General features: G+C 40.3%; 12 protein-coding genes. All 12 read right to left on the bottom strand.

Annotation, left to right across the window (positions count from 1 at the left end):
* Nucleotides 1-120 precede the first annotated feature (120 nt).
* The 12 genes from ACNSN2_RS14395 to ACNSN2_RS14340 all read right to left on the bottom strand — a co-directional run bounded on the left by ACNSN2_RS14395 (nt 121) and on the right by ACNSN2_RS14340 (nt 12,803).
* A complete protein-coding gene (locus tag ACNSN2_RS14395; RefSeq protein ID WP_418607846.1) occupies nt 121-2,784 on the bottom strand; it encodes an ExeM/NucH family extracellular endonuclease in 2,664 nt (887 codons plus the stop codon).
* A gap of 263 nt (nt 2,785-3,047) precedes the next feature.
* Nucleotides 3,048-4,055 (bottom strand): porphobilinogen synthase, encoded by a 1,008-nt coding sequence (gene hemB, locus ACNSN2_RS14390; RefSeq protein WP_138596591.1) that lies wholly within the window; start codon nt 4,053-4,055, stop codon nt 3,048-3,050.
* A gap of 12 nt (nt 4,056-4,067) precedes the next feature.
* Nucleotides 4,068-5,927: a diguanylate cyclase gene (locus ACNSN2_RS14385; RefSeq protein ID WP_418607844.1), complete on the bottom strand. Its 1,860-nt coding sequence runs from the start codon at nt 5,925-5,927 to the stop codon at nt 4,068-4,070.
* Complete coding sequence (locus ACNSN2_RS14380) at nt 5,927-6,712, bottom strand: TatD family hydrolase (RefSeq protein WP_138596595.1); 786 nt, start codon at nt 6,710-6,712, stop codon at nt 5,927-5,929. Before ACNSN2_RS14380 ends, ACNSN2_RS14385 begins: the two co-directional genes overlap by 1 nt.
* Nucleotides 6,712-7,221, bottom strand: a complete 510-nt coding sequence (locus ACNSN2_RS14375) for a hypothetical protein (RefSeq protein ID WP_418607842.1) — start codon at nt 7,219-7,221, stop codon at nt 6,712-6,714. Before ACNSN2_RS14375 ends, ACNSN2_RS14380 begins: the two co-directional genes overlap by 1 nt.
* A gap of 1 nt (nt 7,222) precedes the next feature.
* Entirely contained in the window at nt 7,223-7,963 is a 741-nt protein-coding gene (gene tatC, locus ACNSN2_RS14370; RefSeq protein ID WP_008108549.1) for a twin-arginine translocase subunit TatC, read from the bottom strand.
* A 47-nt stretch (nt 7,964-8,010) separates the two neighbouring features.
* Complete coding sequence (gene tatB / locus ACNSN2_RS14365; protein WP_008108547.1) at nt 8,011-8,343, bottom strand: Sec-independent protein translocase protein TatB; 333 nt, start codon at nt 8,341-8,343, stop codon at nt 8,011-8,013.
* A gap of 5 nt (nt 8,344-8,348) precedes the next feature.
* Complete coding sequence (gene tatA, locus ACNSN2_RS14360; RefSeq protein ID WP_008108546.1) at nt 8,349-8,609, bottom strand: Sec-independent protein translocase subunit TatA; 261 nt, start codon at nt 8,607-8,609, stop codon at nt 8,349-8,351.
* A 79-nt stretch (nt 8,610-8,688) separates the two neighbouring features.
* Complete coding sequence (ubiB, locus tag ACNSN2_RS14355) at nt 8,689-10,290, bottom strand: ubiquinone biosynthesis regulatory protein kinase UbiB (RefSeq protein ID WP_010392267.1); 1,602 nt, start codon at nt 10,288-10,290, stop codon at nt 8,689-8,691.
* A 17-nt stretch (nt 10,291-10,307) separates the two neighbouring features.
* Entirely contained in the window at nt 10,308-10,967 is a 660-nt protein-coding gene (locus tag ACNSN2_RS14350; protein ID WP_054202682.1) for a ubiquinone biosynthesis accessory factor UbiJ, read from the bottom strand.
* 12 nt (nt 10,968-10,979) lie between these two features.
* Entirely contained in the window at nt 10,980-11,735 is a 756-nt protein-coding gene (gene ubiE, locus ACNSN2_RS14345) for a bifunctional demethylmenaquinone methyltransferase/2-methoxy-6-polyprenyl-1,4-benzoquinol methylase UbiE (RefSeq protein ID WP_008108541.1), read from the bottom strand.
* 108 nt (nt 11,736-11,843) lie between these two features.
* Nucleotides 11,844-12,803 (bottom strand): diguanylate cyclase domain-containing protein, encoded by a 960-nt coding sequence (locus ACNSN2_RS14340; protein WP_138570607.1) that lies wholly within the window; start codon nt 12,801-12,803, stop codon nt 11,844-11,846.
* Nucleotides 12,804-12,973: the final 170 nt, after the last annotated feature.

The following is a 12,973-nucleotide window of genomic DNA, read 5'->3' as shown; positions in this document are numbered from 1 at the left end:
GAAGCCTGTCTGAATTACATTTGTATATAAAATAAAAAAAGCCGCGAATGCGGCTTTTGAGTTACTTCAAGTAGATACTGGCAACAACTTTAAGTCATGAACCGGTTATTGAAGTCGAAGTTAATCAGCATATTTGGTTGCTTTATAAGTGAGTTTTACATTGCCAAATGGTAAAAAGCCATTTACGCGGACTTTCCATTTACCCGATTTAGGATTGGTAAATGTACAGTTTTCTGCGTTTCCTCTACTAATTGATGCGCAGTCACTTCTAAACAAAGTCGGGCTTCTTTTGTGTCTAACAAATAAGTTTGCATCGCCCCATCCACCGTCTAGGCTAATAGTTAGCTCGTCATAACCTTCAGGAATATCAATGCGGTAGTTTTTCCACCAAAACCAGCCGCGAATATTATCAATTTCACCGGTGATCACCTCTGGTTCTGGCTCAGGTGGCGCGATAATCGTTGAACGAATATCGACAATAACAGGGTCATGATCTGATGCTCTATAAGGTCCTTGAGCATACAAGCTTGATTGCTGTGCGTCAGATTTAAATTCAACATTATAATCAAGTGAAATAGGCTCATCGGCGTTAATATGCCAATCACTGGCGCTCACTACTTTACTTAATAAGCTCGGGCTTGCTAGGGCGTGATCTAAACTTCCTGCACGACCAGAAAAGCTGTAAGAATAACCTAAGGTGTTGCCATCTAACTCAGCAACCACATTTTTAAGGCCCTTATCAGCAAATGCGCGGATAGGATCTTCCATTGCATACGCGTTCATGTCGCCAACAAGAATGATATCTTCATCATCAACTCCTGTTGGTTTGCCATTTAGCCAATCAGCAAATGCATTTGCGCCAGCAGTTCGAATTTCATTCCAACATGCTTGACCGTCACCTTGATCTGCATTGCCGCCAGTGGCACTTCTACAACCACCTTTAGATTTTAGGTGTGCTACGGCAACAGTAAAGACTTCTTCTGTATCTAAAGATTTAAAGCTTTGTGCAATTGGTGCACGGTTGCTGTAATCGAAAGGCGCATCGGTAGTGATTGCGGCAGTACCCACTTGCTGCACTTTATCAGCACGGTAAATAAGCGCAGTCGTGATAGCGTCGGTGCCGATTTTATCAACACCAAAATCCACGAATGCATACTGATTTTGACTATCAGCGTCATTAAGTGCATTTACTAAGCTTGCAACAGCACTGAATTCACCAAAGCCGTCATTTTCAATTTCCATTAAGCCAATCACATCCGCTTGCAAAGCACTAATAGCGCTGACTAGCTTGGCTTGTTGGCGAATTAACTCGGCTTCTGAATCAGCACCACGGCTAGTTGGAAAACCACCGCCTTGGCCATCGCCATTAAAGTAGTTAAGTACGTTAAAGCTGGCAACACGTAAATCAGCGTCAGGGTTTAACTCTGGTGCATCGGTGCGTGGATTGGTTGCTATAAACTGAGGTGTTGTTGTTGGGTGAATGCGATAAGTACTAAAGCTATAAGCTAACGCACCTGTTACAGAATTTACTGTATCGCCTGTGCGTAGAGTATTCTCTGCTGATAATCCTGGGACAGGGTAAGCGATAGGATCGCGGTTTTGACGAGTTGAACCATCATCTAAGAGTATTTTTTTATTTATATTTTGCGCTTCAACCGCATTCGCAGCCGCGCCAGGAAGTGCAACTTGAGTACCTTGGTATAAGCGTTCAGTAGCAAGCTCTAGTTCACCATATCGACCTAAACCATAATTGTTAGTAACAATAAGTGGTTGCTCTAAGGTAACCAGCATACCTTCAAACGCTTCTAATTCACTTTGATCGGTAACGGGTAAAGTAATTTTAATCGGGTAAGCTGAAAGACCGGTGTCACATATAGCAACTTGACTAACATTGCCAATTTGGGTGGCATCAAAATATTCTTCAACAGTACCTCGTACGCGAACGTGGTCACCAACATTAACATCAGTATTAGTAAAGTAAACAAATACCCCTTCAGAGGTAAGTGGGTTTGTATCTTCATCATAACTTAGTGAGTTAACAAAAAAGCCTTTGAGCTGATCATCAGCCTGGAAGTCAGCTGTTACTACACCTTCAAACTCAACAACAGTGTTAACCATTGGGCTGCTTGCGCCTTCGCCTTGAATGCTGCTAATTAATGTTTTATTAGCGCCACATAATAAAGGCTCTTCAGGTTCTGGGTCTGGATCAGGGTTAGGTGAAGAATTCCCTGCAAAGATACCTAAATCACTAAAGTCATCTTGATCAAATTGCAGCCATAGCTCACTTGGATTAAAAGCGCCATCGGCATCAGTGCGTCCGTTTAGCTCGGTTTCTTTGCGGCGCAATGTTTTATTTTGTGTTTTCACGCCCCCTTCTGACCAAAATGAACCCGGGTCTACACCGCGCTGGCCAAAGCTATCAATAACCACAGAGCCTTGAGTAAGTACCAGCGCATCATCGCCATTAAAGTTAGTCACGGCGCTGAGTTGGTCAGCTTTTTCTTTTAGTTCTGCTGATGCATTCCCATTAACAATGACGTAAGTGCTGTTTGCAGCAAGTTCACCAGTTAAATCGAATGTATTATTTGCATCTGTATTGCCATTTGAATAGAGGCTTAGCGTGTAGCCATCTAATGACAGAGGGGTAGTCGAATTATTAAATAGTTCTACTGCTTTATTATAGCTACTGCCTTCTACGTACTCAGATATAACGAGGTTAGCGGTAGCGGGTGCACTGAGGCTTGCTAATACAAGCGCCAATGGCGTTATTTTTGTTTTCAACATTATTATTTTTCCCGTGTTTTTGTTTCCCCAAATGGGACGCTTAGTGTAATGAAAAATAATTACAAATAGAATACAGAATGTTAACAATGTCGAGATTTGCTTATTTTTTGAGGTTGAAAATACGTTGTGTTTTTAGTTTTGGGTAAGGAAGGGTCTATGTAGTGTGGTTACTTCCCAGAAATGAGAGTAACGCAGCATAAAAAACGGGCTGCCTTTAAATATACAAAAGGGCAATAAAGCCCTTTTATATCAATATGTCGTTATTATTTATTTAAATAGCGAGCAGCTTGCTTAGCAAAGTAAGTCAGGATGCCGTCTGCGCCAGCGCGTTTAAATGCTAATAAAGATTCCATAATAGTAGCTTCTTCGCTCAGCCAGCCATTATCAATAGCGGCTTTATGCATCGCGTATTCACCACTTACCTGATAAGCAAATGTTGGTACACCAAACTCATCTTTAACACGGCGTACAATATCAAGGTATGGCATACCAGGTTTAACCATTACCATGTCGGCGCCTTCCTGAAGGTCAAGCGCGACTTCGCGAATTGCTTCATCTGAGTTAGCAGGATCCATTTGGTAGGTTTTTTTATCAGCGCCTTTTAAGTTACCAGCAGATCCTATGGCATCTCTAAATGGGCCATAGTAGCTAGATGCGTATTTAGCTGAGTAAGCCATAATACGAGTGTGAATAAAGCCATCCGCTTCGAGCGCTTCGCGGATTGCGCCAATACGGCCATCCATCATATCTGATGGAGCAACAACATCGGCACCTGCAGCTGCATGTGATAATGCTTGTTTAACTAATATTTCAGTGGTTACATCGTTTATTACATAGCCTTCGTCATCAATAATGCCGTCTTGCCCGTGAGTAGTAAATGGATCGAGCGCCCCGTCAGTGATCACCCCAAGTTCAGGGAGGGCTTCTTTTAAAGCACGAACAGTGCGTTGTACTAAGCCATCATCGTTATACGCTTCTTCGGCATATAATGATTTTTTATCTGCAGGCGTAACAGGGAAGATAGCCACCGCAGGCACACCTAAATCAACTAATTCTTTAGCTTCTTCGATCAGTAGATCAATTGATAAGCGTTCAATACCGGGCATCGATTCAATGCTTTCACGACGGTTTTTGCCTTCAAGCACAAAAACCGGGTAAATAAGATCATTAACACTCAGCTGATTTTCAGCCATAAGGCGACGAGAGAAATCATTACGGCGCATTCTACGCATGCGAGTATATGGGAAAAGGTCTAGTCCAGATTGGGCCATAAGTATACGCTCCTACTGTGGGATTGAAAAATTAACCACTTGATTGCGGCCATGTTGTTTTGCTAAATAGAGTGCCTTATCGGCATAATCAGTAAATAGTTCAGGGTTATGAATATCATCGGCAATTTGAGTATAAACACCGGCACTAATGGTAAAGTCGATAATAGTACCAGCTACATTCACACTATTATTTGCTATTGCTAAGCGTGTCTGTTCTGCAATGACCAGTGCACCTTGGTTATCAGTATTAGGTAGCAAAATGACAAATTCTTCACCACCATAACGTGCTACTTCATCTAGTGGGCGCTTAAGCTGTTGTTTAATGGTATCAGACACAGCCCTTATAACTTGATCGCCGGTTAAGTGGCCATAGTTATCGTTAATTGACTTAAATTTGTCGATATCTAACATAATAATGCTCAGTGGCGTTTGTTCGCGGCGCGAACGACGAATTTCCATAATTAGTTTTTTATCGAAAAAGCGCCTATTTTTAATGCCTGTTAAGGCATCTTCCATATTGAGTTGTTCAAGTTCGCGGTTTTTATCTTCTAATTCCCTCAGTGTTACTTGTAACTCAAAGGTGCGTTCATCTACTTGGCTTTCAAGCTCTTGGCGGGTGCGCTCTTGTAATTCAATCCGCTCATTTAATAGCGCATCTTGTGCTGTGTTTTGTGCAATTAATGCTTGCTGCGCTGTTACTTGTTCATCGCGTTGTAATATAAATAACTTTATGACGGTATAACTTAAACAAAATGAGCAACCTAAGGACGCTGCAAAGGTTATCATTAAGCTAGTTCGAGTCACTGCATAAAGGTCGGTTAATGCAATGGCAAAATGAATCACAATAATGAAAAACAATAGAAGAGCAATTAATAAGCTTTTATTAGGGTTTGTCGGTTGCTGGCGCAAATAAAGTAATGTAGTTATCACGTGGTAAATAAGAATTATAGGTATAGTTGAGATGGCAAATAAAGTCACACTGGGAGTAGGTAATAACCATATAAAACCGATAATTAACGCATACAGTGTCGTAATAGCAGTTTGACCCTTGAGTAGCTTAGAGGCGTTAGGTTTGCACACATGCCGCTGTAAGGGTAGAAGCAGTATTGTGATCAGCATAAGTAATAGAGGCAGCATTAACTGTTGCAAGCCTGCTATGCTTGAGGGAGCATAACGAAGCCCAAAACCACCTATATAAGCTAAAAACAGGCTAAGCATCAATGTAATCACACCGGCATAAGCAAAATAATGTTTACGTGAAAAAGCAAATAAAACTATGCTACTGATAGCCAGTGAAAAAATAAATCCAATCAGCAATCCATAGAGCAGGTTAATCATACTTTTATGGGCTAATAATGCATCTTGTTGCCATAAGGTGAGAGGGACGCGAAGCCCAATTCCCGCATTATTATTAACTTTGAGGTAAACGGTGGTTTTGCTGTTAGCGGGAAGAGTTAATTTAACCAGCAAAGACTCACTTCTAATCACTCTATCAGATAAAGGCAGAGCATCACCAATATGTTCCGATTTTAGTTGCTCCTCACCTATAAAGTGGTACAGGTAAATATTGTTCAGAAGTGGGTTGTCGAACGATAGGATTGGCTCTATTGGCTCATTAAGGTAATTATTTAGTTGAAATTGAATCCACACAGGCCGAGACTCAAGGCCTAAATTAAGTGGCTTATTATTAAGTAGCAGCCATTCTTGTAAATTGCTTTGTCGTGCATCTTCTAATGAGGCAGGAACAAACGAATAATGAATACCTTCTATTTTTTTTGAATTAAATTCGCTATTTATCTCGATTGCATTTGCAGGAAAACAGGATGCATAAAACACCATAGTGAATACCAGCAAAGCGCAAAAGGTTCGCATTATTTTTTCTCTATTCCAAACAAATGATTGAAGTTTTCACTCGTATGCTTTGCAACATCACATGCAGGAATACCATAAAGCTGAGCAAGCGTGTCACAAACATAATGCAGCAATGCTGGCTCATTACGTCTTGATTTTGGCTTAGGTTTAACAGTGCGAGGGATTAAAAAGGGTGCATCGGTTTCAATTAATAAACGCTCAATGGGAATGCTTGGGATCAGTTGTTGTAATTCTTTGCCGCGTCGTTCGTCACATACCCAGCCGGTGATACCAATATAAAGGCCCAAATTTAAGTAACCTGCGAGTGCTTGTGCATCACCAGTAAAACAATGCAGTACACCGCGTACAGTAAACTCATTTAAAATAGCAAGCATGTCGTCACTGGCGTCACGTTCATGCAAATAAACGGGCAGGTTTAGCTTTTCAGCTAATGCGAGTTGACGACGAAACACATCACGCTGCACATCTCTTGGAGAAAAGTCGCGATTATAATCTAGCCCGCACTCACCTATGGCAATAACCTGCTCATGTTGAGCTAGCTGAGTGAGTTGTTGCTCAAGTTCATAGGTTGCTGTTTTTGCATCATGAGGGTGAATACCTGCGCTAGCATATTGACCATAGCGTGCAGCAAGTGCTAATGATTCTTCACTGGAGCTGATATCGCAGCCAATAATTAGCATATGCTTAACGCCGACCTCTTTTGCCCGAGCGAGCACTTCTTGATGCTGACCATCAAATTGATGATTAGTTAAATTTACGCCAGCATCAATTAAGGTGTATTGCATTACTGGGTGCGTTTTACACGAATTGAACGGTTTTGATCTGCTTTTTTAAGTAAAAAAGAGTTGAATACCCCACGGCTAATAATAACGGTATCGCCTTCATCTAATCTCAAGCTATCTGAACCAATTTGACGCCACTGCTGATTATTCTCTAAAGTAATAATTAGCTCACCATAAGGTGCTTTTTTAACAGATGAAATCATTGATGTAATAGACTTTTCCCCATTTTCAGTAATTTCTTTGTGTTCTAAACCAAATTCTTTTTCTTTGATAGCCACGGGTGCTGTTACGGTAGGCGTGTCAGCTTTTACATTAGCTTGAGCAGGTTGCTCTGGCTGTTTACGGGCTGATTGAGAGAGTGATTTTCCGGCAATGGTGTTGTCATAGCATAGTAAGCGATTAAAGTCATTTTCAGTAAAACTACAGGCTTGCAACGCTTGTTCATTGATAGGAGTTGCGGCTAAAACCGGTACGCTAACTAAAGCGAGTAAAGAAAGTAAGTGCTTATTCATATTATTCCTCAGATTCTTGTTGTGGTTTTGCGGTATAAAATTTCGCTAAAATTAAGCCAAGCTCAAATAACAGCAGCATAGGCAGTGCTAATAGAGTTTGTGATAAAACGTCTGGTGGCGTTAAAAACATCGCCACTACAAATACGCCGACCACTATATAAGGGCGCTTTTCTTTTAGGCTTTGTGTGGTTGTTGCACCGCTCCAACAGAGCAACATAATCGCCACTGGAATTTCAAATGCAATGCCAAAAGCAAAAAATAGCTTAAGAACAAAGCCTAAATAGCTACTGATATCGGGCGCAAGCGTCATCATTTGCGGACCTGCACTGGTGAAAAACCCTAAAATAATTGGCAGTACTACAAAGTAGCAAAAAGCAATGCCACCATAAAATAAGAAAATACTGGAAGCTAATATGGGCATCAGCATTTTCTTTTCGTGCTGATATAAACCTGGGGCTATAAATCCCCAAATTTGATGTAAAATCCAAGGGATGGCCGCAAATAAAGCAACAAACAAGGTTAGTTTAAAGGGAGCAAAAAATGGCGCAGTGACATCCGTTGCTATCATAGTGGCAGTACTAGGTAAATGAGCGACTAGAGGAGCAGCTACAAACGTATAAATATCGTTTGCAAAGTAAACCAAACCAATAAATATCACTAAAATACTCAATAGCGATTTTATCAACCGGTCACGCAACTCGATTAAATGAGCGACAAATCCTGATTTTACTTCTTCAGTCATTGTTTTCTATACCTGCATTAAGCGCATGAAAAAAGAGAGTGCCATAATTATTTAGAGTCATCTGTTGCTTGGTTATTAGTGGCTTGGCTTTGATTTTTTTTATAGCTGTGAGTAACTGATTGCGCTGCTTGTTGCAGCTCAGAAACAGAGTGTTGTAGGTCAGGGCTTAAATCTTTAAGACCTTGTTGCTCTGCTTTTTTTAGGTTTTCATGTAGCTCGTTTACACGAAGCTCTTCACTCACTTCAGCTTTTACTGAGTTAGCCATTGCTTTGGCTGTTTTAACCCAGCGGCTTACGGTTCTAATAGCAACAGGTAAGCGTTCCGGCCCTAGTACTACCAAGCCGACAATAAATACCACAACAAGCTCCCACATTCCCATGCTAGTTAAACCTTGTCGTTATCTTTAGTTTTGCTAGTTGTACTTGAATCGATTGGTGTTGATTCTGATGATTTTTGGATCTGTTCAGTTTTATCTTCGCTAGCTTGTTTTTCAGCATTTTGGTCATCAGACATAGCTTTTTTAAAGCCTTTAACTGCGCCACCTAAATCACCACCCATACCGCGTAGTTTTTTTGTACCGAATAAAAGTACAATGATTGCAAGTACAATTAATAATTGCCAAATACTAATACCACCAAAACCCATGGTTTTCTCCTGCTTTTAAGCCATAAAATAATAAGGTTAAGTGCTGATTATACGCCCAAAGTGGCAAATAGCACTTAGTTTATGAGCGGCGCCAAGCCGCTATAAAGCCAATAACAGCACAGCTTAAGACAACGCCAGCAGCGATTAAGTTGTGTTGTAAATAAAATAAAGCTGAGACAATCATCGCAGCACTACTAAACAGTCCTAAAACCAATGGTTTATGTGAAACCTTAATTTCAGGTGCGTGAGAGTGTGGTGCTCGCTTTAAATTTTGATAAATTAAATCGGGTAGTTCAGGCATTTTTTCTGCCCAAAACGGTAAGTTTGCATACATTTGCTTTAGCACAGACAGCGGGCCCACTTGTTGTTTAACCCAGTCTTCTAAAAATGGTTTTGCTGTTTTCCACAAGTCCAGTTGTGGGTATAGCTGACGACCTAAGCCCTCAACATACAACAAGGTTTTTTGTAATAATACGAGTTGCGGTTGAACCTGCATATTAAAACGACGTGCGGTATTAAATAAGTTAACCAATACATGACCAAATGATATTTCAGCTAGTGGTTTATTAAAAATAGGCTCGCACACGGTGCGAATAGCAAATTCAAACTCTTCAATGCTGGTATCAGGTGGTACCCAGCCTGAATCAACATGTAGCTGTGCTACTTGGCGGTAGTCGCGGTTAAAAAAGGCAATGAAATTTTCAGCTAAATAGCGTTTATCTTCTTTGTTAAGAGTTCCAACAATACCGCAATCTATACCAATATATTTAGGATTATGCGGGTTTTCGCGTGACACAAAAATATTACCTGGGTGCATGTCAGCATGAAAAAAACTGTCGCGGAATACTTGAGTAAAAAACACTTCTACTCCGCGTTCTGCTAATAACTTCATGTTGGTGTTTTGTGCCATCAACGCTTCAGTGTCCGAAACCGGAATACCGTAAATACGCTCCATAACCAGTACATTACTGCGGCTATAATCACTATATACTGTTGGAATGTATAACGATTCTGAACCTTCAAAGTTACGCTTTAATTGAATGCCATTAGCGCCCTCACGCATTAAGTCGAGCTCATCGAGCAATGTTTTTTTATACTCTTTAACCACTTCCACTGGGCGTAATCGCTTGGCTTCGTTAATTAACTTACCGACAACCTTAGCCAATTTTTCCATTAGTGCTAAGTCAGCGTTGATTTGTTGCTCAATATTAGGGCGAATAACTTTAATAACAACATCTTGCGATTCGCCTTGAGGATCAACAAGGGTAGCAGTATGCACTTGAGCAATTGAGGCCGATGCCAAAGGTATTTGTGAAAATTCGCTAAATAGCTGGCTAATATCATCTATTTCTAATGCTTTTTCGATGATTCTCTGGGCTAGTTCACCCTCGAACGGTTCTACCTGATCTTGTAAAAAGGCTAATTCCAAGGCGATATCATGAGGCAGTAAATCGCGCCGAGTTGAAAGCATTTGGCCAAACTTTATCCACACAGGGCCAAGCTGTTGTAGTGCTAAACGAAGTCTTAAGCCAGGAGGTTTATCTTTGTGTTGGTTGCGCAACCAAAACAAACTGCCACGAGCAAGTTTAGCAAACCAAGGTACTTTATGTTTGGGTACAAGCTCATCAAGTCCGAAGCTAAGCAGGGTTTTAGTTATGTAATACAGTCGGGCAGTTGACACAAAAAATCCTTAGCGCGTTAAAGGGCTTTAATTAGGGCGTTAATACGTTGCTCAATGGCGGCAACATGGCCTTTTAGTGCTCTATTTTGTTGTTTAAATTGCTCAAGCTCTAATGGGTGAATGGTGATTGCCAGTTCGTCTTGGCACACACTAATAAAAGTATTATCGAGCTGAGACTTTGCTTTTTTACCTTGCTGCTTAAGCGACTGCAAGTGCAAATAAAGTTGTTGTGCAGGCGCGTCGCCAATATGCTTTGCTAGTTGCTCTGGCCAATCAATCTCTACACTTGAAAAGGCTGAACTATAGTGTTGAGCTATATTTAAATCGCCTTGTAAATCAAGCTTATCTTGGCGAATAAGTTGAGTCAGCATGGCTGGGTTTTTCAGTGCTAACAACGTATCTATATTGGCGCTGATCATACAATCAGCGTCAGCATGTTCGAATGCAGTGTAAAGATGTAGCTGCTGATTGGCATAAGTAATGGCTATTTTTTGCTGCCAGTCTCTAACCTCAACTAATAAGCGCTGATGCTCTACCGTTTTTAGTTTATCGAGTAAGCTCGGATCGAGTTTAAGCGCTTGATTTAATACTTGCTCAATAAGCGAAAGTACAAAGCTCGGTAGCATAAAAAAACTGCCTGCAGCCGGTTGTTCTTTACTGTGTTCTTCAAGCGCCATAAATTACTAACCTTAGTATTTAAATCCACGATGCAGGGCAACAATGCCACCAGTTAGATTTTGATAAGTCGCTTGCTCAAACCCTGCTTCCACCATCATCGCTTTAAGGGTTTCTTGATCTGGATGCATACGAATTGACTCTGCTAAGTATTGGTATGATTCACTGTCGTTAGCAACTAGTTTACCCATAGTAGGTAAAATGTTGAAAGAGTAAAAGTCATACGCCTTGCTGAGAAGCTCTTGCTCTGGTTTTGAAAACTCAAGAATGAGTAAACGACCACCTGGCTTTAAAATGCGGTACATAGAGCGCAATGCTTTATTTTGGTCGGTGACATTACGTAAGCCAAAAGCAATCGTAATTAAATCAAAACTATTATCAGGGAAAGGTAAGGCTTCGGCATTCATTTGTACGTAATCAATGTTGCCTACAAGGCCTAAGTTATGCAGCTTTTCGCGGCCTACTTTTAACATTGAAGAGTTTATATCACCTAAAACAACCTGACCGGTTTCGCCAACAAGCTGGCTAAACTTTGCAGTTAAATCGCCAGTACCGCCGGCTAAATCTAATACATGATGACCTTTACGAATACCTGAGCTGGCAATTGTTTGACGTTTCCATAAACGATGAATACCAAAAGACATGAGATCATTCATAACATCGTACTTTGTCGCAACAGAATGAAATACATCAGCAACCATAGAAGCTTTTTCGGTTTCGGCAACAGTTTTATAGCCAAAATGCGTGGTCTTTTCAGGGTTCTCGTTCATGATTAATCTCTATCGTGGTAATAAAGACTAGTGTACTTGATTGTGCACCAAGGGTGCAATTTGAATATGATTTATCAGTTAATTTTATTGTTTGAACAGTGTACTGGGTTATTGAGATGCGCGTGATTTAAACGCCGCGTTTGAGGCACTTTTAACTAGTTGGTTAAAGTCGCCTTGTTGTTGTTCCGTAATCCCTAATGAGAGAGAAATGGGAGGGAGTTTTAGATCGCTTTTTGAACTTATAAAGCGTAGTTTTTCAACTCCAGTTATTACTTTTTCTGCAATCAGCTTAGCAGTTTCTGGCTCAATGTTAGCAAGTAGAACAATAAATTGGTCTTTTGCAGAGCGCCCGGCTAAGCCACTTTGTGAAACATACTTTTGAACTTGCTTAGCTACTTTATTTAAAATCACTTCTCCAATGGCATCACCAAAGTTATTAATAAAATGCTCTAAATTATCAATTTGAATGGCAATTGCTGAAATTGACTTGTCTTGTTTTAGCCATAATTGTGTTTGCTTAGTTAAATAATGGCGTTTGTATAAGCCTGTTTGTGGGTCAATCACATGTTGTTTGCGCAAGGTATTAAGTTGTTTTTTAGTGGCTTCGTGTAGTTTTTTTGCCTGGCTAAGTTCTTGTTTAAATTGTGCTTGTTGTGAGAGAAGTAACTGTGTTTGCTCATTTAACCTTTCTAAAGCGAGGCGGCTGTTAGCAATATTATTTTCATCTAAAGAATGCAAGCAGTCATTAACATGGCCTGCAAAATCGTTAAGTTTTTTTTCTGTTTGCTGTGCATTTCGCGATAGTGAATTGATCACGCCATTGACGTTTTCAATCATTGCTACTTCGGTTTTATGACCCTGATTTAAATATTCAAAATAGAGTTGCTCAATAAATAGCTCATCAATATTTTGATTTGCATCTATGGCATCATCAATAGCATTGTTAAGCGCAAAATGGATTTTACTAATGTATGTATACACAACTTGAAAATTTAAGGGGGTAGGAGGCAAAACATGATGCTCTAAAAACATACATACTTTTGTCATTTTTTCTTGTGCTATAGCCATGGAGTCATGGAACATCATTTGCAATTACCAACCAAATACGCATAAATGCTGATTTATAAAACTCGTCCAATGAGGCAATTTGCTTCCAAGCGCAGATACAATAATCATTATATCTGTGATTTAAAAGTAAAATGAGTCGTAGTTGATTAAAATGACGCTATAAATTCAAT

This window comes from Pseudoalteromonas sp. US3C1013 (genome assembly GCF_048401115.1).
GTDB lineage: Bacteria > Pseudomonadota > Gammaproteobacteria > Enterobacterales > Alteromonadaceae > Pseudoalteromonas > Pseudoalteromonas undina.
Note: the sequence above shows the minus strand (reverse complement) of the source record. Positions and strands in the feature narration are given on the sequence as shown.